General features: G+C 64.2%; 12 protein-coding genes and 4 tRNA genes. 10 read left to right on the top strand and 6 right to left on the bottom strand.

Features of this window, described 5'->3' with window-relative positions; translation table 11 throughout:
- The first annotated feature begins 289 nt into the window (after nt 1-289).
- The 3 genes from A3ES_RS0102280 to A3ES_RS0102275 all read left to right on the top strand — a co-directional run bounded on the left by A3ES_RS0102280 (nt 290) and on the right by A3ES_RS0102275 (nt 3,981).
- Complete coding sequence (locus A3ES_RS0102280; RefSeq protein WP_026162489.1) at nt 290-1,600, top strand: hypothetical protein; 1,311 nt, start codon at nt 290-292, stop codon at nt 1,598-1,600.
- Nucleotides 1,601-1,720: 120 nt separating this feature from the next.
- Nucleotides 1,721-2,416, top strand: coding sequence for a hypothetical protein (locus tag A3ES_RS53695; RefSeq protein WP_157630278.1), 696 nt, complete (start codon nt 1,721-1,723; stop codon nt 2,414-2,416).
- A 722-nt stretch (nt 2,417-3,138) separates the two neighbouring features.
- The gene (locus tag A3ES_RS0102275) at nt 3,139-3,981 is read left to right on the top strand and encodes a hypothetical protein (RefSeq protein ID WP_157630277.1); all 843 of its coding nucleotides are present in this window, start codon (nt 3,139-3,141) and stop codon (nt 3,979-3,981) included.
- A gap of 602 nt (nt 3,982-4,583) precedes the next feature.
- Here the strand turns inward: A3ES_RS0102275 and A3ES_RS0102270 are convergent.
- From A3ES_RS0102270 to A3ES_RS0102255, 4 genes are all read right to left on the bottom strand, one after another.
- Nucleotides 4,584-7,934, bottom strand: a complete 3,351-nt coding sequence (locus tag A3ES_RS0102270; RefSeq protein WP_020385147.1) for a Swt1 family HEPN domain-containing protein — start codon at nt 7,932-7,934, stop codon at nt 4,584-4,586.
- Between the two features lies 1 nt (nt 7,935).
- Complete coding sequence (locus tag A3ES_RS0102265) at nt 7,936-9,612, bottom strand: DUF262 domain-containing protein (protein ID WP_020385146.1); 1,677 nt, start codon at nt 9,610-9,612, stop codon at nt 7,936-7,938.
- The gene (locus A3ES_RS0102260) at nt 9,609-12,371 is read right to left on the bottom strand and encodes a DUF1156 domain-containing protein (RefSeq protein ID WP_237744836.1); all 2,763 of its coding nucleotides are present in this window, start codon (nt 12,369-12,371) and stop codon (nt 9,609-9,611) included. The genes A3ES_RS0102265 and A3ES_RS0102260 overlap by 4 nt, the downstream gene beginning before the upstream one ends.
- A gap of 160 nt (nt 12,372-12,531) precedes the next feature.
- Nucleotides 12,532-15,942, bottom strand: coding sequence for a helicase-related protein (locus A3ES_RS0102255; RefSeq protein ID WP_020385144.1), 3,411 nt, complete (start codon nt 15,940-15,942; stop codon nt 12,532-12,534).
- A 411-nt stretch (nt 15,943-16,353) separates the two neighbouring features.
- Between A3ES_RS0102255 and A3ES_RS53690 the strand changes: the two genes are divergently transcribed.
- On the top strand, nt 16,354-16,515 hold the full coding sequence (locus A3ES_RS53690; protein WP_020385141.1) for a DNA ligase-like domain-containing protein: 162 nt from the start codon (nt 16,354-16,356) through the stop codon (nt 16,513-16,515).
- A gap of 116 nt (nt 16,516-16,631) precedes the next feature.
- On the top strand, nt 16,632-17,405 hold the full coding sequence (locus A3ES_RS0102240) for a hypothetical protein (protein WP_020385140.1): 774 nt from the start codon (nt 16,632-16,634) through the stop codon (nt 17,403-17,405).
- Between the two features lie 1,532 nt (nt 17,406-18,937).
- On the opposite strand, the gene A3ES_RS0102235 is transcribed toward A3ES_RS0102240, so the two are convergent.
- Both A3ES_RS0102235 and A3ES_RS0102230 read right to left on the bottom strand, forming a co-directional pair.
- Nucleotides 18,938-19,013, bottom strand: a tRNA-Thr gene (locus A3ES_RS0102235).
- Between the two features lie 70 nt (nt 19,014-19,083).
- Nucleotides 19,084-19,479: an NUDIX hydrolase gene (locus A3ES_RS0102230; RefSeq protein ID WP_020385139.1), complete on the bottom strand. Its 396-nt coding sequence runs from the start codon at nt 19,477-19,479 to the stop codon at nt 19,084-19,086.
- A 180-nt stretch (nt 19,480-19,659) separates the two neighbouring features.
- Here A3ES_RS0102230 and A3ES_RS53685 point away from each other — a divergent pair, with 180 nt between their 5' ends.
- The 5 genes from A3ES_RS53685 (at nt 19,660) to A3ES_RS53680 (ending at nt 21,060) form a co-directional block, all read left to right on the top strand.
- A complete protein-coding gene (locus A3ES_RS53685; RefSeq protein ID WP_157630276.1) occupies nt 19,660-19,803 on the top strand; it encodes a hypothetical protein in 144 nt (47 codons plus the stop codon).
- Nucleotides 19,804-20,040: 237 nt separating this feature from the next.
- A tRNA-Pro gene (locus A3ES_RS0102225) sits at nt 20,041-20,116 on the top strand.
- A gap of 150 nt (nt 20,117-20,266) precedes the next feature.
- Nucleotides 20,267-20,340 (top strand) — tRNA-Arg (locus A3ES_RS0102220).
- A gap of 169 nt (nt 20,341-20,509) precedes the next feature.
- Nucleotides 20,510-20,956, top strand: a complete 447-nt coding sequence (locus A3ES_RS0102215) for an HNH endonuclease (RefSeq protein ID WP_020385138.1) — start codon at nt 20,510-20,512, stop codon at nt 20,954-20,956.
- Between the two features lie 31 nt (nt 20,957-20,987).
- A tRNA-Gln gene (locus A3ES_RS53680) sits at nt 20,988-21,060 on the top strand.
- The last annotated feature ends 104 nt before the right edge of the window (nt 21,061-21,164 follow it).

The raw sequence follows: 21,164 nt of genomic DNA, 5'->3' as shown, positions 1-21,164 counted from the left end.
TCGCCCGCCCGCGACCAGCCTGCAATACCCGCATTGACGACGTCGCCGCCACCATCCGGAAAGCCCGCCAAACCGAACTCGCCCAAACCCTGTGCCTGCAGCAACATAAGACCTACCAAGAGGCCCAGCCCCTTGACGCCGAAGGTGTAAGGCACGCCCTCGAACCCGTATTCAACCTCGCCCGCCTGACATGTGTTGCATCCGCCTGTCGGATAGCGACCGGCCACTCCGACGTCGTCGCAGCAGCCACGACTCTGGTTCTGTCGTTACGAAATGGAAGGGTCAGTACATGACCGACTCGATCGATGTTCTCACCGGACTTGACGACGTCGACTGGGCCGAGCTCGATCATGCCTACGGCCCCGCCACGGATGTCCCAGCCGATCTGCGCGCGATCTGTGGCAATGACCTCGCGGCCATGTCCGAGGCATTCGGTCGATTGGCGAACAACATCGCGCATCAGGGCAGCCGATACCCGGCGACTCCGTTCGTGGTCCCATTCCTGGCGCGCATCGCTGTTGCCGGCACGCCGTGGGCTCGAGTGCAAGCGCTACCGCTGCTGACGTTCTTAGCGGTGGCCTGGGACGACGAGTACGAACTGCCGATGGGAATCAACGCGGCGGACTGGCGCGCCTCCGTCACCCCGCCCGAGGTCGAGCTGCGGGAGCTCGACGAAGAGATCGCCGCCGAGACGAGCCAGAGCAAGCGGGACTGGCTGCTGAGTGTTCGAGATCTCGTTGCGGCTGGGCGTTCCATCGCCGGCCGGTCGGAGAGCTTGCGCGCCTACGATGCCGTGCGCCGAGAGCTTCCGCTCGTGCTGGATCTGCTGGACGATCCGGATTTTCCGGTGCGACAGCACGCCGCCTACTTGGTGTCGTGGTTTCCCGAAGAGGCCGAGTCGATTGTGCCGGCCCTGGTCGCCCGGCTGGACTGCGAATTCGTCCCCGAGATCCTGGCAACGGTCGTGGTGGGGATCGGGCTACTCGGTTCTGAAGACCAGATCGAGCCGGTCTGCTCACTGATGGACTCGCCAGAACCGTTGTTGCGCTGGGCCGCGGCGACGGCGCTAGCCAGGCTCCGCGTCGTTCACGGCATGGACCGGGCCCTAGCCGCGCGGGCGTTCAGCACGCTGGCCGACGTAGCAAATGGCCCGCGCCTGGAACAGCACACGGACCACAACGACGGGAACCTGTACGCCTACACGGGGCGCTCGCTACTGCTGTTCATCGACGATGCACCTGATCTCGCAATGTCGATCGACGAGGTGCTGGTGGCCGTGGCGGTGTGCCTGCAGCACGTCACCATCCGGCAGTGCGACACGGTCGCCGGGGCCACCGTGGAGAAGGTCTTCGACGTGCAGGGCACCAGTCCGGCACCGGCCTTCGGCGATTTGTCGCCCGGCCGCCGGACCTTTCTGCGCGCCCTGGCCGACCACCCAGGCGCCCTGAACTACCACCAGTTCCCGGGGTTGTCGCTGGAGCGCCTGCTGCCGGCGGCACGGCTACCGGAGATGGGCCACGCACTTCGCACGTACACCGGTCTGCCCCAGCTGAACAAGGTCGACGATGGCCGCTTGCCCGACGACTGGTGGGCCTGGTGATCACGGCTATGCGGTGTCGACGGGTGGTAAGAACGGGACGGTCGTCGGAGCGCCGGCTACACGGTCGTCGAGGCTCGGCCGACTACATCTCATCCGGTAGCGCAGCTCTATCGTGGATGCATGGCTTCACCGCGCGATGAGACGACGGCGTTGGCGGCTTCGCTGTACCGGCACCTTCACCCGCTGCGGCTGAGCGGATTGACCGCGGTGCAGGCAACAAGGCTAGTGACCAGCGAAACGGCGCGCTGGGCCACCGCGCAAGGATGGATGGTCGCCTACGAGGCATGGGGGCAGCTCACCCGCATGACACAAACCGGGCCTCGGCGCGCACGGCTGGATCTGGTGTGCACTCGACCCGCACAACAGCCTGCGGTCGCGATCGAGATAGACAAGCACGGGAAGGTGTGGTCGCTGCAGAAACTCCAGGCCGAAGCCCAGGCCGGACGGGTGGCGCTGTGGGTACGTTGGAACGGCCGCACGGAGGTCGAGATACCCGAGTCAGTCGGCCTGGTCGATATTCACAAGGGCGCAAACTACGGGCCGAGCGAGCGGGCACCCCACTCTCGCCTCGGTGCCGATTCGCCGGCCGATCGGCGTCACCCACCTTCGACACCTGAATCCCTCCTGAGCTCACCAGAGCGGGAACGGTTGCCGGATCTGCCCTCCCCGGATGACATCGAAGCCGCGCGTACCGCCGCCGGCGGTTTTACCCGGGCACAGCTCGCTGCATGGGGAGTGACATGGCCACCTCCCAAGGGATGGAAGAAGGACCTGAACGACCGCTGGCACACAGCCCGAAGGGAGCCGGAGACCTGAACGACGAGCAGCGCTGCGACGGCCAACTCCATACCGTGACCTGACTACGTTCACTCGATCGCCGATCCCAACAGGCGGACTTTGTACTGCTCGTCTCAGACCGATCCGGAGAGCGACGTACAGGATCTGCAGTCGCCCGCGCGCGGCCTCGCGGTGTTGGCGGCAGCGACGGGGCGCGGTGTGAGATACCGAGGCGGCATCGCCTAACGAACAAGCTCCTGGAGGGGTCCGCTACCCACTCTAGGATCGGACTCCCGGTGGCCAAGGAGAGCTCCGATTGCCGGCGTCTAATTGCCTCAAGACGAGCCAGCACGCCGAAGGCAGGTCACCTCAGGTCAACCCCGGTGAGGTTCAGTCACGTACTTCCTAGACCGTGGCCTCGAAATTCCGACAAGAATGGCGAAGGCCCTCTGACCGAAGTCTTACCTGGTCAGAGGGCCTTCCTTGATAGCGGGGGCAGGATTTGAACCTGCGACCTCTGGTACGTCGGTGGTGTTTGCCGACGCGCCGGGTACTGCGGCCTGCTGGGGGTGAATCGCCGGGAGGGCTTAGAGTCCTCGCTGGCGGGTGCTGGACGCCCGTTAGGCCTTCGGGCGATGCTCCCCGGCGAGCACAGACCCATAGGACGGCCAAAGGGTGTGGTCACCCAGTCCAGTCACTACGGCACACACACCCTCGCAACGTGTCTCGCCTGGCCGGGCTGGTGGGAGAGGACTGTGCTTATGCCCGATCGCGGACGGCTGGCGCGCGGACGCCGCCGCTATACCGGCGAAACCCCTGAAATGGCACGCCGCGGCATCAGCCGCGACGGCACCCACGGCCTGGACACCTGCACCCTAGGCCAGTTCGATCTGCGGGCGCTGCTCTTCTACTTCGCATTCACGCCCGGACCACGAAACATCTCGCGAATGCTGTGCTATGACTGGGATGCCAGCGCGCAGTACGACATCTTCGTGATGGCCAACGCCGGCGCCGCGGACAACCTGGCCTGCTCATTCGGTCCGAAAAGAACAGGCCGGCCTCAGTTGCCAGGTCTGAGGATCCTGCCCCATGGCCCGAACGGCTACGAGTTCGTGCATTTGCCTACCGGCGGCCGGATGATGGTGACTGGAACCGGGCCAGGCTGGTACCGCAAGATCGCAGACGAAACCGCACGCGGGCCATTGGAGGCCGAGGAGATAACTGCGCTCGGCGAAGTGTCACCAATGAGCCACGACACGAAGCGATTGTTCGCAGCACTGATGGCGCGGTCGTCGTGCCGTAGCCGTGATGGCCGCTGGAGTATCGGCCAGTTCTTGTATGCCGATGACGAGGACTTTCCCGATCTCCCCGGCAACTGTTGGGGCTGCGGCTTCGACCTGCGCGGAGCAGGCGACAGCTGGGAGCTGACCTGGGATCGAGCGCTGGCACCTGAGACGTTGCTCCGACCGCTCGTGACGCCGGGCATTGCTCTGGCCGATGTGGGCGTGAGCATCGAAGAGGCCAGCGTCGCCAGCACGATCCGCCTGGGCTCGGCCGAACTGTGTCTAAGGGCCACCTCTGGGATCCCCGCCGCAGTTCGGTAAAGGTCCGTCAGGATCTCACCAGCGGCCACGGCTGCGTAGAAGCCGACGCGGACGCTTGCAAGTCACAGCCCGGCTCTACGACTAACTCCTCCACCACACCATCACCGGCGTCCTGGCCAGATGTCAGTACGTGCAATCGGGTCGATCTCAACCGTGGTCACGCCTACGCTGGATAATTCGGGAGGGAGGGCTCTCCCGGCATCGCGGCACCCGTCGACAATCCCCCACTTTGTCCGGGGCCGTTGGCAACGAGTTTCTCCTCGTTGGCCTGAAGTTGCTGGACTGTGTCGTCGGTGCGCTCCCGGTGAGGCGGGCGCGCATCACAAAGGCGGCGCAGTCCAGCAACAGCAACCCTGCAAGTCGACGCAACCGGCGGCGCTCCGTACGCAGCGCGGGTGAGCTCACCTGGCGGCGCTGTGCCTTTGCCTACCGCTCACAACACGACGATCCAGCTCGGCCCCAGACGTGGTCCCTTCAGAGGCTTGTAACCCGCCACTTTCAGGTCTTCTTGGGACTTTTTTGCCAAGTCAGGGGAGGACCAGGGCGAAGCCTCCAAAGCCCTGCGGTTCCACGGCTCCCTTGCGAATCGCGCCATTCGTCGATCAGCTTTCCTCGAAGCCTGACTGGTCGAATTTGAGGGTGCGCGCGTTCTCGGAGATGGCCCGGGCGCGGCTCTCATTGAAGCCCTCGGAGTCCGTCGCCTCGATCTCAATCCGCACGGTCACCTTCGTGTTCTCCCCCGAGCGTAAGTGAGCGAGCACCTCGTCGGCTATGTTCTTAAACTCAAGCGCGATCTTGTCCGAGGTGAGCGTTTTGACCCCGTAGAAGCGGGTTGGCCACACGACCTTCGGCGGGGTCGGCGAGGGACCAGGACCGGGCTGCGGACTCGGGCCAGGGCCTGGCTCGGCACCGGGAGCAGGCGCTGGCCCGGGCTCCTCCGCGCGCTGCTTCTGCGCGATGTCGGGGCGCACAAGCAAGAGCGAGTCAATCGCGACCGGAGCGCTCTCCTTGTCCCCCGGTGTCCAGAGTCCGATGTACCGTCCTGCCGCCTCGTCGTAGCCAGCGGCAAGAGCAAAAGCATCCGTCTGCCAAATCATCGGCAAGTCGAGAATTCCCACGTCCAGCACGGAGCGGTCACGGAGCCGCGGCATGTACGGGTACTGGGTGTACAGGCCCCACAGCGCTCCGAGCGAGACGTGTCCACTCGTCCAGATTTGTGGCACCTTGCCGATCGCAAGCCGGATCGTGGATGCAGCCTGACGCGTCGACAGGTCGCCATCATTGCCGAGCCGGCGGGAGACACGATCCGCCAGTCCGTCCGACTGCCCCTCGATCTTGGTCTCCCTGACGAGGAAAGGCGCGCCAGGGTCTGGCTGCGTCGGCACCAGTGCCCATGTGAACGTCTGGAGCAGGCGCGAGGTCACCGTCTGGTTTGCCTGCGCCGCGCGCTGCGACGCCTGGTTCTTCTGGTTCTGGGTCAGATCGAGGTCGGCCTCGTTCGACAGGACATGCGTCCACCCGAGGAAGTCGCGGGTAGCGTTGTCGAGCTCTTCGAGTCGGGCCTCGTCGGCGGCCAGATACACGAGCGTGTTGCGGTGCGTACGGTTCGCACTGCCGCGATGCTCGGTTGCCTTGTGGGCGAAGTCCTTCGCGGCGGATTCGGCACTACGCTTGTGCGCGACCTTCGGGTGAAGGATCACGAGGCGAGCCTCGTCCGTGTCGGGGATATCCGCGTTCGACTCAGGGCAGACGTGAACACCCGCGAAGTCACCTCGCGAACGACCCTGGCTTTGAAGGCGGCCGACGATCTCGGCCCAGACGTCCTCCTTGTGAAGACGTTCCGCCTGATCCTTCGCGGTACGGGTGATGTTGGGCTGAACGTCGTACCAGTACTTCCCGGAGCCAGAGTAGAAGTACGTGGCACGGTCCCCGAGCTGAGTCAGCGCGGCATGGAAGTTTCCCGGCACGTCACCGGGGACTGCAGTTCCAAGGAAGACTCTTTGGGAGCCGATTCCCCTATGTACGGAGCCCGGCGCGATCGTTGGCGCGGCACCGAAAAACACCGTGCGCGCGAGGCGCTTCGTCAATGCTCGCTGCCCGAACAGCGGCCTTTCCTTGTCGATGCGAGTCGGTTCGGAGTTCGGTCCGTCGACGTCGGCATCGATGATCGCCTTCCAAGAATCCTGGAGGTACTGGGTCAGTTCGGAGTTCACGTTGGACGTCGCCAGCGGGATCGAGCCCGGCATGATCATGGGCGAGGCGTCCTCGCCAGTCCACAGCGCGTGGATGACGGTGCTCATGAGGCGCAGGACGCCGCGGGTACGTTGGAACCGCTCAAGAGACGACCACTCCTCGTAAAGGGTGTCGAAGAGCTCAGGGTGTATTGGGTACGTCGCCTTGATCCGGTCCCCGTACGCCGAGTCACGCGCCTCCCGAGGGAAGTCCTCGGTGTACTTCCGGTACATCTCAACGTATGCCTTGGCGGTTGCACCGATTGCCGCGAGCGAGGCGGCGTCCGGCTGCTTGAAGAGCCGCTGCTTGACGATGTGATAGGCCTCGTCCGAAGACGCTGGCCGCCACTGATCGGCCACTCGACGAACCACATTCTGAAGCCGCTTGAGTGCTTCGAGTCCGTTGGTCCCGCCGACCTCCTCTGCGTTGCCCACCACGATCTTGGTGCCGTCCGCACCGGCCTCCGAGGCCGGGATCGAGATCGCGAGCAGAACACCCTTGGTGCCTTTGGCCGCCTCGGTCAGAGACTGCGCGAAGGTGAACTGGTCGTCGAAGGTACCGCCTGCCAAATCGTCGCGGCCGACGAGTGATCGTGCATAGGCGACCCACTCATCGATGAGAATGACTGCAGGTGCGTACTTGGCCAGAAGCTCGTGAAGAGCATCTCCCGGGAGCGTCCGGTCGCGATCCGACGGGGCGACTACGGCGTAGGCCTCGGCACCGCCGAGCTGCCAGGCGAGCTCGCCCCAGATCGTGTTGACGTGCGTACCGTCCTCCTTCGTAACACCCGACGGGCTGAAATGGTTGCCAACGATGGCAACCCGGTTGACCTGGGTGCCTGCGTACCCGTTGGCCGCCAGCAGCTCCTGGGTTTCCTGCGGAAACTGACCAACAGGCAGGCCGGCCGCCACGTGCCACAGCGAGAGCATCGAGTGGGTCTTGCCGCCACCAAAGTTGGTCTGCAGATTGATGACCGGCGAGGCGTTGCCGTCGCCGACAAGGCGCCGAACGGCCCGCCCAATGAGGTCGCGCAGCCCCTCAGTTAGGTAGGTGCGCCGGAAGAACTCGACGGGGTCCGCGTAGTCGGAGTCGACCTCGGCCCCAGTAGCGACCTTGTACAGGTCTGCGGCGAACTCCGAGGCGTGAAAGTTTCCGGTAGCGACATCGTCGTGAGGCTGCAGGACTTCGCGCCATGGCCGCAACCCCGACGCCTCCGGATTGTCGACCGCGGCCTTGAGGACCTTCTTGTCGTCCTTGTCTGCCGTCACCCGACGAAGGTTGAGTCGTATGTTCCGGACCTCGTCCGCCTCGCTCGTCGCTCCGATCAACTTGAGCAACCGCTCAGCTGTGTCCAGCGCTCGGTAGGCGTCATCGTCAGAGAACGTTCCGTTGTGCGCCCACTCGTTGCGCACCTCCCGCAGTTCGCTGGCGAAGGTTTCGCCGGCGCGCCCGATCGCATGGTTGAACGGGTACCAGCCAGGCTTGAAGCTTCCGGTGATGTTTCCCTCGGTGAGGATGCGGAACTGCACCTGGGGGTCGAGCGCGTCATAGGCCTTGTTGGCCGAGGCGCCGTTCTTGGCGTCCTTAGCCTGCACGAGCTTCGTCCAGACGGCGCCCAGTTCGGGGTCGCCCTCGCCGACGACAGAGGCGATGAAGTCGTCGAGTGCCGGAGCCAGGACCTGGAACATGCGGTCGATGCGATCGCGGTTGCTTAGAGCCATGTCAGCTCAGCTCCCATTCCTTGTGAAGCACGCCAAGGAGGTCGGTCTGGCGGGCCTCGATGACGGCGGGGGTCCAGTCGGCATGCGTGAGCACCTGAGTTGTGAGTGCAAACACGGCGCTGCCGTTTGCGCTAGTGAAGTAGCTTGACTTCTTCTTGGCGAAGTCGTAGTTCTGGGCTTCGCTGTTCTTGGCGCGGTTGAGTAGTACGAGGTTCCCGAGCCGATGGGTCCAGTACGCGCGTTGATCGTCGGTGAAGTCCTGCTTCCAGACGCTGTTGTCCTTCGGGTTCTGCGGAAGTACGTGTTCCACAGTGATCATCTTGTGCTGGTAGCTCACACCGGGCTGTTTGGCGAGCAGATCGTCGAGACGCAGCAAGACGTACTTGCGGACCGGCGCGACCAGGTAGATGCGATCGGCCAGCTGATCCCGGGTCTCCGACAGCTCATCAGGTGTGAGTTCGAAGGCAGGACTCGACAGCCCGCCTCCGCTTTCGACTTGCTTGAGAAGCTCGCCGTATCTAGTGCCTCGAGGAGTCGCGTAGATGCGGCGCAACAGCATGCTCGCGGCCAGTCGCTCGAGCTTGCGCAGGAACTCAGACAGGTAGGCCGGATCGTTTCCGTGTTCCCTGAGCGCCCACAGCGCGGGTGCCTGCCAGTTGTCGTTGTCGACCTGCATCAGGCGACGTAGCCAGTTGTTGACTGGCGCCCAGTTCCCGCCGTCGGGATAGTTCTGGGTGAGCAGGTGCTCGTAGGCGTCGGAGTACGGAATCAGGACGTCATCGACGAATGCGCGGCCCTTGCCGGGCAAATACTTGCTGAGCACCTGCTCGTCGAATTCCTGGAGTAGTACCTTGCTGGCGCGCTCCTTCATGAAGATCATTCGCACATGGCCGAAGAGGTTCGCGAAGGCATCTCGGCCGAGGTCGACCTCCTCCTGCTCCCATTTGTCGGCGTACTCGGCCGCATCTGGGTCGCTCACGTCGCCGATCACCTTCGACTTGAAGATGTCGGAAGGCGTGAGGTCGAGTCCGCGCGCGTTCATGACGCTGAAGATGCGGTGGGCGCTGTTCAGATCCGGTGTACTGACCACAACGAGGAAGGTTCGCGTACCCAGCATCGCGGCTAGGCGCTGGCGCTTGTCGTCGGCCCAGGCAGCGAGTCGCTCTGTGAGTGCTGCGGTGTTGTGGCGAATTGCCTTTTGCGCATCGGTCTTCAGCTGCGCGTCGTCTAGGGCAACGAGCCCCGCCGTGGCGCCTTCAGTTTGGACATGAGTGGCGAAGAACTTGGCATCACGCTTGCGAAGCGTCAACCGCGGCTTCGCCTGAGTTGCAGCCAGAATCTCACCGGGCTCGACGACCACCTTGGCCAACTCAGCAGCAAGTTTCGGGTTCCCGGTCAGGTCTCGGAGCACTGCGAAGAGAATGCTCAGTGTGGTGAGCCTCTGCTGGCCATCGATGACCTGCGCCCGCGGGTCGGATCCGGCCTTGACGAGGACAATCGAACCGAGGAAGTAGGGCTCGTCGGTGTCACGAGCGAGCGCACCTTCTAGATCGTCGAGCAGTTGAAGGGCCTGCTCTTTGCCCCAGGCATAGGGCCGTTGATAGTCCGGGATCGTGAACTCATAGTCGCTGGAGAAGATCTTTCGCAGGGCGTATTCGCCGGCTGTCAGATCCTTCATGAGTGGTCCTCCTCCCCGAAGTCGAACGCGCCCTGCTCGATAGGTGGCTTCTTGGCGCTGCGCGCCACTGCTAGGATCTCGGGCCAGCTGGTGACCAGGTTGTTGAAGCTGAGCGCGTCCTTGGTCCAACCATTGCCCTCGGCGATGCGGAACAGGAGGTGGGCCAGCTCTTTGACCAGGTCCGCACCAACGGTTCCGTCAGGTCGGCTGAGGGCTGCCTGGAGGAAGTTACCGGCCGGACCGATGCCGTCTCGCTCGACGACCTTGATCAGGTGGTGGAGGGCTTCCCAGTTGCTGGTGTGGCTGTCCTTCAGTACGTCGTAAGCCGAGGGCAAGTCCGACGGCTTAAGGAGTTGCACACTTCCCGCTCGGCTCGTGAGGATCTCGTCACGGTCCATCGTGTCCACACTGGTGTTGCGGGCGCGCGCGAGGTTGTCCGCGTCGCCGAACTTTCCGACGCCATACCCGTGCTGTCGGTACCACGCTAGCGCGAATCGCGAGGGCGAGTCGAAGTCGCCCTCCTGCTCGTTGAGAACCTGATCGAGAATCTCGTTGATACGCGCAAGCGCCGCCCGAACGGTCATCTTGGACCCGTCCGGCTCGAGCACCGCACTGAAGCGGCTGAACACCCCCATGCCAGGGCCAATCGCAGCCTGTGGAAGGTCGACCGGCGCGATCTGGCCCTGTTGGAGCCTTCTCAAAGCGTCAGGGAGCTCGCTTTCCAGCATCCCGATGAATCCTCGTCGGTCTGTCGTCGGTGCGGAGTCCGTGCGCGGGCGGAGTGAAAGCACGATCGATGACGCCAAGGCATTGGTGCCAGATGCAATCATTCGGTTGCTCAGTTCGGAGCGGTTCGGCCATGTCGACGTGATCTCCCAGCCAGACTGGATCATGCCTTCTAAAAGGGTCTCCCAGCCGGTGGACGCTTCACCGAGTTCGTCCGTGTCGGACTGTTTGAATGCATACCACACGGTCATCGGGAACGTCTCTTGCGGTGCACCCGCAACAACCGAGTTCCGAATGCCCGCGAACACCGAGCGAAAACCGTCCTCGAAGAACTGGCGAGCCCCAACCTTGCCGTCGTGCCGGTGCGGGTTTGCTACCAGCTCCTCAACTTTTGGCACCAGTATCGTGGAGAGTAGTTCCGGGTAGACACCCTTGAGCGAACGCCGCAGCCAGACGTAGAAGAAGTCAGACAGGTCCGAATAGCCGATGTTGTCGTAATAGGGCGGGTCCGTGGACACAAGCACATTGGCGTAGTCACGCGTTGCTGCGTCGGCCTGCTGGACCGTCGCGCCGCGGCTTGCCGGGACGCGTTCGAGCGACATCTGGACCCATTTCAAGTCTTCCATGTAATCGCCCGAGGAACCGCCAAATGGATTGGCTTCGGCGAAGTCCCATGCCATCGGAATCTGCTGTCGAGCGAACAGACCGCGGACGGCCTCCATCTTTGGGCTACTATCCCACGAGCAAAGCGACGACGACTTGTTCGCGCTGCGGCTGATCGCAAATGCCAGGTAAGTCGCCACGGCCCCCGCATATTCAATTCCGCCACCGTCGGCGATGACCTTGGTACGGGCCTCGCCTACAAGGTCGCTCAGCGTTGTAAGTGCGACAAGTTGCCGCGGCGAGAATAGGTCCGCAAACTCCTCGAAGCCGTAGATCCTGATTGTCTGATTGCTGTTCGGACTCAGACTGTGTTGTGGAAGCGAACCAGACGGCGGCGACTCCGGTCCGGCCACTAGTGCGGCCTCGGTTTGAACCTGGTCTGGCGCCACGTAATTGCGGCGTCGGTTCCCCTCAGCAACGACCGCCATCAACTGGGAGGCAAGCCGGCCATTCGAACCTTCTGACCGAATGTACGTGAGGGGAACAGATGCGTTGCATGCAACACAATGCGCACTTGTGCGCGCGACCGTCCCGTCGCCACCGTCTTTTGGTGCGCCCGCGGGATCGTGGCCGATCGCGAACTCGACACGTCGCTCTCCCCCGTCGGAGACGACCGAAGGCACGATGTAGGCCTCTTTGCCCTTCTTCTTGCCGAGCCACCACGAGCGAACGAGCGGCATTTGGATGCCGCAGGCCGGGTTCGGGCAGCTGACGGTGCGCGCCCAGATCCAGGCGATCACGGTTGCTTTGCTGCCGTCCGCCAGCCTCGCCTTCGGGTAGAGGTGGCCGATCCGCAGCTCAGCCTCGTCGCGCATCCACTGGCCGTAGGCGTGAACGTCGGCTGCGAGCCCCTCGGCACCCTTCCACTGTCGGATCTGCGATTCCGAGAGGCCGGGGAAAACCGGTGTCTGGTCGCGGAACTTCGGCGGAATCTCAACGAGCGCCCTGTTAATGAGGACCGCCACCGGATTGAGGTCAGAGGCATGGGCCTCGAGACCGAGGCGCTGGGCCTCGAGCGGAATCGTACCGCCACCAGCAAAGGGATCAAGGATCGGCGGCGGGTTGCCGTCAGTGGACTTGAGAATCTCCTGGTACGCCTCCTGCAGCAGCTTCTCGTCCCGCACGTTCTCCCAGACGACAAGCCGCTCGATCAGCTCGTGCAGGCGCTCGCGCTCCTTGCGCTGGAGGTCCTCGGTCGGGAACTCCTCGGGCCGGGCGCTCGGATCGTCGACGAGCTGCGCGAACAGCACCGCCCGCGCAGCAGCGAGTGGTCGACGCGCCCACCACAGGTGCAGCGTGGACGGGTGGCCGTGCCGGATTGACTTCTCCCGAGCAGACTCTCGGTTGATCGCTTCCAGCGGCAAAGCCACCTCGATTAGCTTGCGCTTGTGCACTAGTTCCTCGACCCTCCGTGCCCGAGATGACGGGCGAACCCCGCCGCTGATGCGACAGGTGATGTGTGCATGAACTTATCTGTGGAGGCCCGACGCTTTTGGATGGAACTCGAGTGATTCGTGGGGCCCTCGACCATCAGAACGGCGACCTGCCCTTCGCCCAGGTCTTGGCCCAGTCGCCGCGTATGCCGGTGGCCTCGAAGTCGCCAAGGTCAGTGGTGGCGAACGGATCGTCGAGGTACCTGACTTCGTCGTGCTGGCTACCTCTGGGATCGACCTTCACGAGTGCGAGTCGGTACCGCGGGACCGCGTTCTTTCCGGTCATCACCTCGTTGTGAGTCACGAAGAAGTCGTCAGCACCATCGATCCGGGCTTTGACCTCGATCCGGTAAGAGTCCCCCTTCGCGTCGGTGGACAGAATGTCGAAACCGGGGTTGTTGAAGGCCTGCTCTACGGGCTTCCGATTGAGCTCGCGCTCGCGGGACATCACCAGGTCGACGCCGCGGCGCTCGACCTCCTTCGTCTCCTTGGCGTGGATCGGCGCGGTAGTCGGGATCTGCCCTTCTAGCATGCCGATCGGCAGCACAAGCGCTGCGGTCACGATGTGCGGCGGCTTGGTAGACATGAGCTGCTGCTGGTCGAGTAGCGCCAGTCGCTTTCGCAGCCGTGAGTCCAGCTCGACTGCCTTGCGGTTCAGGCTGTCCGACGACTCCCTTGCCTTCTCGCCGTTCTGTTCCTTCTCCGACGCAACGGCCGCGTCGAGCAGGAGGCGCTCGCTCTCCGAACTGAGGCGCTTGGTGACCAGGTCGCGGGCCTTGCTCAGTTCGGCCAGCCGACGTAGCTGAATCTCCGCGAGGTACTCGGGGAGATGATTGGCGATGATCCAGCTCACGGCCTTGTCCTCGGCGTCCGCAAGCCAGCCAAGCTCGCGAACGGCGTCGGCTGCAGGCCCTGCCGGTGCTGCGACGCAATCGAGGTATGGCGCGGGACCGGCTGCGGTGACTTTGCCGAAGTGGTCGACAAAGGCGTAACCGAAGCGGCGCGCGACTGAGTTGCTGGTCGCGTCGGCAACTTCCTCGACGACACCAACGAGGAGTTGAGGCTCGTCGAGCGTGGCCGAGACGAGGACCGTTCCCTGGTTGAGGGCACCGCCGAAGTTACGGATGGCCTCCGCCATGACTGCGTCGTGCAGGGGGTGCCCCGGAGCAAGCAGATCGGCGCGGCTCAGCTCGCCAGGCTGCACGTGGCTGAGGTCGAAGGTGACCCGGTCGTACTTTGTGGCGATGGGGCCTGTACCCGCAGACCGGATGTGCTGAGGCACGTTCGCGATCTCGTACCGCCCCTGCTCCCGTTTGACGATTCGACCTCCGAGCTTCGTGAACGCCGCCTTGAAGGCGAGTTCGATGTAGTGCGGCTGGAGGCGGCGAGCGCGCGCTTCATCCATCGCAGCCCGAAGGGTCCGCAGGTCGGCGTCGGCGAGGTGCTCCGAGGCGAGTGCCCGCTCGTCAAGGAGACCCTTGAGGCCGTCTCCGACGGTCGAGTCGATGACCTCATGCATCTTCGCCTTCACGTCGGCGCGTTCGCCGTACTGGATAGCCTCGAGGAGAAGGTTGCGCAGTGGGGTCTCACTGAAGGCCTCGCCGAGGACGTCGAAGACCTTGCCGCCGTAGGTCTCTCGCATCTGGTCGAGCTTCTCCAGAAGGCGGGTGAAGACCTCGCCTTCGCGGGTGTTGGAGGCGACGAGGTTCCAAAGGCGGCAGACCTCCTCCTGCCCGATGCGGTGAACGCGCCCGAACCGTTGCTCGATTCGGTTGGGATTCCAAGGGAGGTCGTAGTTGACCATCAGGTGGGCTGCCTGCAAGTTCAGGCCTTCACCGGCCGCGTCCGTGGCCAGCAGGATCTGGCAGTCGCGATTCTTGGTGAACTCCTCAGTGATCTGCCGGCGCTCGGCGCGGCGCACGCCTCCATGAATCGCCCGCACCGCGTCAGGCTTGCCGATGAGGGATCCGATCTTGGCCCGCAGGTAGTCGAGGGTGTCGCGATGCTCGGTGAAGATGATGAACTTCCGCGGCCAGCCGTTCGCGTCGGTGATCAGTGCGTTGTCCTGAAGGATGTTCGACAACTCAGTCCACTTGCGGTCGGTGCCGGCCTGGCGAACCAGCCGCGCGGTATTGACCAACTCCCCAAGCTCGATGAGCTCCGCATTAAGTTCTTCGACCGTCCGCGCTGCGGTCGCGGCATCGAGCAACTCTTCTTCGATCTCTTCTATCTCTTCGGCGTTGAAGTCGTCGTTATCCAAGTCAGCAAGGTCGACGCTCGGTTCGGCCTCGCGGTAGGTGCCATTGAGAATCTCCTGCTTCTTGCGCTCCAACCGCTCGGTTCGGCGCACGAGGCTCTTGTAGATCGCCTCGGGACTGGAGGCGAGGCGGCGCTGCAGGACGGTGAGTGCGAAGCCGACCGTGTTCTTCCGTTTACCGCCGATCCGCTCGGCTCGGTTCATACCCTCACGGACGTAGTGCGTGACGTCCTCGTACAGGTTGTACTCGATAGCGCTCAGCTCGTAGGGAACGGTCTGGGCAATGCGCTCGGGGAAGAGCTTCTTGCCTTCGAAGGTCAGGAGGTCTTCCTTGACCATCCGCCGCATGATGCCGCTGACGTCTGCGCTCTTCTTCTGCTTGCCCTCGAACCGGTCGCGGTCCAGCAGCGTGAGGAAGAGCTGAAAGTCCTCTTCCTTGCCCGAGTGGGGTGTGGCCGTCATAAGAAGGAGGTGCCGCGTGATCTGACCGAGCATCTCCCCGAGCTGGAAGCGCTTCGTCTTGCGCAGTTCGCCGCCAAAGTAGTGCGCACCCATGCGGTGCGCCTCATCAACGACGATCAGATCCCACTCGGTCTCCTTGAGCTGGGCCTGGAGTTGCTCGCTGCGGGAGAGCTGGTCCATGCGCGCGATCAGGAGCGGATAGTTCTCGAAGACGTTGGAGTTGGCCTGGGCATCGATCAGCTGGTTGGTGAGCAGATCGAATCGGACCCCGAACTTGAAGAAGAGCTCGTCCTGCCACTGCTCGACCAAGCCACCAGGAGCGATGATGAGGCACTGCTTCACGTCATCACGAAGCAGCAGTTCCTTGATGTAGAGCCCCGCCATAATCGTCTTGCCGGCGCCAGGGTCGTCGGCGAGCAAGAACCTAAGGGGCGTGCGCGGGAGAAGCTCGCCGTACACGGCCCGGATCTGGTGTGGAAGCGGCTGGACGTCGCTCGTGGCGACCGCAAGCATCGGGTCGAACAACCCCGCCATTGAGATCCGCTGAGCCTCGGCGACAAGCTTGAAGTCGTTGGCACTCGCGTCGAAAGCTCGGCTGCCGCTTTGGGCAACCGCAAGCGTGGCTTCATCTTCACGGAAGACGACCTGCTGACCTAGGCCGCCAGCCGCCGTCTTATAGGTCAGCTCCAGCGCCCCCACCCCATGCCACTGCACGGCAATGACCGTGATGACCTGCGCCGGGATCAGCCCATCGATCCGCAGACCCGGCTTGAGCTCCTCGAGCAGCACGCGCGAAACCTCCTGATTGACAGCCTGCGAACGTTACTCGGACACACCGACAGTTTCAAGGTGCCCCGCCGAAATTGTCGGGCCGGGCAACTCATCGATGCTGGCCGTGACGTTGGTGACGGTGGTGGTTCGCGTGGATGTTCAACTTGGGCGCCGCGCAGGTGAGTTCGTCGGCGAGGATGCGGTGGTGTCGCTCGATGCTTCTAGGTTCGTCAGGGCAGGTGGCTCGCGGTATAAGTTGAAATGAGACTAGCAACGCTGGCGCTGTCATGACCGGTGGGAAGGCTGCGCTGTGGTCGTGCAACGGCAAGGAATTCAGCGCGAAGTTTCCCGACATTGCCGAGGCCTTGACTCGCCAGGTCGGCGTTGACTGAGAGCTCGACGGCGACCTTTTGGTGTGGGCTGGGGCGGATGGACTTCGACGCGCTCCAGCAGCGCAACGTCAACTCGGCCGCGGCCGAGTTGACCCAGCTAGTAGCGACCCGGCCGGCGTCCTTCAAGGTGTTCGACATCCTGGCGGTAGATTGCACCGATGTCGATGTCATCAATCGGCGCCGTCGTCAGTTGCCCTAGCCCGGGCTGCCGGCTCAGCATCTGTGCTCCCCTTAATCGTTGAGATCAGTAGCCGCCGCGCCGTGTTCTGTCTGGCCGCCATCGCATCGCCTACGGGATGGCTCACACTGGAGCTCATGGGGGCCAGTGACAAGAACGACGGCGAGCAGGCGGGGACCGACTTGGACGGTCACGGTCGGGCCGCCAAGGAGGTCCAGGAGCGCCGCGTCCTCCGCAAGAATGAGGCCGCCATTCACCGAGCGGGTCGTCTCACTGCCTCCCGGCCGGAGCGGGTCTGGTACGTCAGTTACGGATCGAACATGAACGCCAGCCGGTTCGGCTGCTATCTGGCGGGCGGTACCCCCGAGGGCGGCTCCCGGGCCTACCCCGGGTGCCGGGATCCGCGCGCCGCGGCCGCGACGCGCGGACACTCGTTACCTGGCGGGATCTACTTCGCGACCGAGTCTCAGGTCTGGGGCGGTGGCCGAGCCTTCTACGATCCCGCGCTACCGGGCTCCGCACCGGCGCGTGCATATCTGATCACCAGCAGCCAGTTCGCCGACATCGTCGCCCAGGAGATGTACCGCGAGCCTGGCGACGATCTCGACCTCACCATGGTCCTGGCCACCGGCAGAACCCAGCTCGGCCCAGGCCGCTACGAAACCTTGCTGCACACCGGCGACCTCGACGGCCACCCCGTCCTCACCTTCACCGCCCCTTGGACCGCAGCCGATGTCGCACCCCTGGCCCCGTCAACGGCCTACCTCGCCAGGCTGGCCTCCGGTTTGTGCGACGCCCACGGCTGGACACTGGCTCGCGCCGCGGACTACCTCGCCGGCCGGCCCGGAGCACAACCCATCTGGACACCCCACACCCTGCTCGCCGCCCTGCAGGATCCCCCCGCACAATGACAGCCGAGCCTGGTCGTAACGCGACCTGCGGCCGGCTTCGACCGCTCCCGGTCGGACGCCACGGCACCAGTTGCAAGTTGCCGCCTGCAACAAGGTGCAATTCACTCGTTCGACACAACGGTCTGGACTAACTTGGTCTATTAGGAAGAGCTCCTCCTCTCCCTGATACGCGGCACCCGTCGACAATCCCCCAGGGTCGTCCGGGGCTGCTGGCAACGAGTTCTCCTCGTTGGCCTGACGCTGCTGGACTGCATCGTGCATGTGCTCAGTGAGGTGAACACATACACAAAAGGCGCAGTCCAGCAGCAGGCGACCAAGGTCAGACGCAGGCGCGGCCAGTAGCTGAGTGTCGAGCTGAGCGAGTCACGGCCGTCACGGTCGGCCGGATAGACGGCGCCCATCCCTGGCCAGGTCCGCGCAGGACGCTCTACATCGCGTCGTGCCCTGCTCGGCCGTGTATGTCGCAGCATCGATTGCCGAGCGCAGCCGATCCAAGCTGCGGCGAAACCTGCAACAGCCATCAGGCCGTACAGCAGTCGATCTAATGACCTGCGACGCTGGGTATGGCACAAGCGCGGCCGTCTTTGCTGGCAGGTCGACCTGACTGATGCATCGGGGGATCTGGGCGCGGTAAGCAGTACCGCTGCGGCTCGAGGTGTAGCTTGCCGGGTCTCCTCAAGGTCTCCCGCGAGACCACGTGAGGACCAGGACTGGTCCTGGGCTCTGCGCGGTCTTGCTGACGGCTTCCCTCGGCTCTCCAAATGGCCGCTGGCGGGTCATTCCGGGACCACCGACGATTCTGATGCTCGTACGCTGTTCCGCGGCGGCTTCGAATGGTCAGTGCGGGGTCCGCCCAGCGTCTAGCACGAGACCACCCCAGGACCAGGACTGACACGGGTCCCTGTCCGGTCCCACCGACGGCTTCACCTCGCCTGTCTCGTCGCCGTCGACAGCCGGCGCTATCGATCGGTTCACAGCTGCCGGGCCGCCAAATCCGGTCCCTGCCCGACTTGCCGGAACGAGCCACGGCCGCTCGTCAACTCCGAAACAAGAGACATCCACCAGGCCGACCACCTGCTCACGCCGTACCGCGCCATCCGGGTCCAGACACGCCCAGCAGCTACGAGGAGCAGCAACTGCCGTGCCAGGCCCCCGGCGGCAGATCCGCAGGCGGCACGCGCGTGCGAGACTCACCAACTGAGGGGACCTGCTACCGCAACTGCCCACCGCATGACCCTTGCCTGACCAGCGGAGTTGCTACCAGGCCGAACCGCGTCGAGTCGCTTTCCATCCCCTCTCAGCGAGGCCTCCAGGGAAGCCCGAGATGCGCCGTTCCCGAAGCTGTCCGGCACCGGTCGCTCCTCGCCGGACCCGGCCCTGGACGGACGCCAGGACGCCCTCAGCTCCGCGTTCCACCAGGCCACACGTACCCGTTTCGGAGACTGTGCGTACTTTTGTGCGTACCTGCCGCGCCCAGGACATGGGGAAGGCCCCTCCGATTCAGGCGTTTTGCCTGGTCAGAGGGGCCTTGGTGGAGCCGCCTATCGGAATCGAACCGATGACCTTCTCATTACGAGTGAGACGCTCTGCCGACTGAGCTAAGGCGGCGGTGGCCCTAGGGCCGCTGCAAGAGTGTAGCGGGAGGGCGGGCTGATTCCGAATCGGATACCGGGGCGGGTCAGGGGTGGAGGAGGCCGGCGGCTTGGAGGTGGGCGAAGATCAGGTGGTCCACGGGGGCGATCCGGGCGGTGTCGGTGGCTGAGAGCCAGACGATTTCGGCGATCTCGCTGGCGGCGGCGAGCGTACCGGAGTACTGGGCGGTGTAGCAGGTCATGCGGACGGTGACGCCGGGCGGCTGGCCGTGGGCCTGTGCCTCGAAGGTGCCGAGGTGTACTGCGGTCGCCGGGTCGAGCTGGGCGGACAGTTCCTCGGAGATCTCGCGCACCAGCGTCTCGACGTCGGACTCGCCGGGCTCGCGCTTGCCACCGGGGAGGTAGTACGTGTCCTTGCCCTTGGATCTCGTGCTGAGCACACGGCCGTCGGCGAGCTCGATCCAGGCCACCTTGTCGATCATTCCGCCATCTTCGCATCGGCCGGAAAGGGCGGAACCAGCGGGCGGGCGGCACCGTCGTACCGGCGTACGAGCGAGCCGGCAGAAATGCCGGGGAATAGAAGTTTCGGGAAATGCATTGACTTAGGCAACGGCCGCGGGAGAAACTAATCCCCGCAAGGACCAACAGACTAGGAGAGCACCGTGACCGGCAAGCAAGAGTTCAGGATGGCGTGGCGCGAAGAGCGCAACGCCGCGCCTGCTTGCCTGCGATCCGTGCACCAGTATGCCGATTCGCGCCAGCTCGCGGCGAGCCTGAGCCCGACGTACGGCGGTCCACCTGACTGATCATCCAGATCGTCAGGAGCCGCCAGACCCGGGAGACCCCGGATCGAGGCGGCTCTTTTGTTTTCCACCCCACGTCGGTGAGCTATGGACAGCGAGCCGGATTCCAAACCCGTGCTATGAGGGTTCGATTCCTTCCACCGATGCTTTGTTGCTGTTCACGAACAGCAATTCGAAGAATTGACAACTGGATATGCCATTGCAATACCCCGGCGCCCCTCATGAAGGGCGCCGGGGAGACGGGCTGTAGGCCAGCGGCCAGGCCACCTCATTTGGGATGAGGGGAACGGGAGTTCGAGTCTCCCCAGCTCGACCAGGCGCCCGCAGCAAGCTCAGCTACCGGCCGAGCGAGCGCCAAAACCAGGTCGGCGACAGGCGCGTCAGGTGAGGATCTGGCCCAGCCGCCGCCGACCACGTACGTGCCCTGCGCCGGAAATCCGCAGTCGATCCGGCGCAGGGCCGGCGTACGCCCGTAGCTCAACTGGAGAGAGTGCCTGCCTACGAAGCAGGAGGTTGCAGGTTCGAGTCCTGCCGGGCGTGCTGTGTCCGAGGCTGAAGCGATCGAGGCACCGGGATGTGACCCCGGAGGTTTGGGAGAGGCGTCTGGCTTAGGACCAGAAGGTTCAGGGTTCGAGTCCCTGGAGCCGCACCGTGAAAGCCGACCCGGCAACTACCTGTCGGGCACACTGGAGGAGAGGAGGAACCAAGCATGAGCGGTGTCATAGTGCTCAACGCCTCATATGAGCAGCTCCACGTCGTGTCGGTCCAGCACGCCATCCGGATGCTCGTCCGGGAGGTCGCGGTGGTCGAGGAAGCGCACGACGGCGCCAGCATCGGTCCGTTCCCCTTTCCCCGCGTACTGCGCCTGGTCCGGTACGTCGTCACCAAGTGGCGCTACGCGTCGGGACGGCTGCAGTACACGCGTGCCGGCGTACTGAAGCGTGACAAGTACCGCTGTGCGTACTGCGGCCAAGTGGGCGCCACGACGATGGACCACGTCGTACCGCGGTCTCGTGGCGGACGCGGCGAGTGGCTGAACGCTGTCGCCGCCCACGCCTCGTGCAACGAGAAGAAGGGCTGCCGCACGCCCGAGGAAGCCGGGATGCCACTGCTGTGGCAGCCGTGGATCCCTTCGCGTGCTGAGTTAGCACTCTGACGCCGTACCCACCGGTGCCGCGTCAGGGCGATGCCAGGTGGGTGATGGAATCCCACCCTCGGTTCTGACCCGAGGTCCCGCAGGTTCGAGCCCTGCCCTGGCAGCTGGTACTGCGTACGCCAGCGCAGTACGGGGATCGCGTCGGCACGCGAGTGACCCTCGCACGGTCGCTTCACCGGGTTCGACACCCGGGATCTCCACGCGAGGT

The sequence above is a fragment of the Kribbella catacumbae DSM 19601 genome, assembly GCF_000372465.1.
Taxonomy (GTDB): Bacteria; Actinomycetota; Actinomycetes; order Propionibacteriales; family Kribbellaceae; genus Kribbella; species Kribbella catacumbae.
Note: the sequence above shows the minus strand (reverse complement) of the source record. Positions and strands in the feature narration are given on the sequence as shown.

What these genes read in the sequence shown, in the direction of transcription:
- A3ES_RS0102280 (WP_026162489.1), top strand. Translation starts at nt 290, where the DNA reads ATGACCGACTCGATCGATGTTCTCACCGGACTTGACGACGTCGACTGG.
- A3ES_RS53695 (WP_157630278.1), top strand. Translation starts at nt 1,721, where the DNA reads ATGGCTTCACCGCGCGATGAGACGACGGCGTTGGCGGCTTCGCTGTAC.
- A3ES_RS0102275 (WP_157630277.1), top strand. Translation starts at nt 3,139, where the DNA reads ATGCCCGATCGCGGACGGCTGGCGCGCGGACGCCGCCGCTATACCGGC.
- A3ES_RS0102270 (WP_020385147.1), bottom strand. Translation starts at nt 7,934, where the DNA reads ATGGCTCTAAGCAACCGCGATCGCATCGACCGCATGTTCCAGGTCCTG.
- A3ES_RS0102265 (WP_020385146.1), bottom strand. Translation starts at nt 9,612, where the DNA reads ATGAAGGATCTGACAGCCGGCGAATACGCCCTGCGAAAGATCTTCTCC.
- A3ES_RS53690 (WP_020385141.1), top strand. Translation starts at nt 16,354, where the DNA reads ATGGACTTCGACGCGCTCCAGCAGCGCAACGTCAACTCGGCCGCGGCC.
- A3ES_RS0102240 (WP_020385140.1), top strand. Translation starts at nt 16,632, where the DNA reads ATGGGGGCCAGTGACAAGAACGACGGCGAGCAGGCGGGGACCGACTTG.
- A3ES_RS0102230 (WP_020385139.1), bottom strand. Translation starts at nt 19,479, where the DNA reads ATGATCGACAAGGTGGCCTGGATCGAGCTCGCCGACGGCCGTGTGCTC.
- A3ES_RS0102215 (WP_020385138.1), top strand. Translation starts at nt 20,510, where the DNA reads ATGAGCGGTGTCATAGTGCTCAACGCCTCATATGAGCAGCTCCACGTC.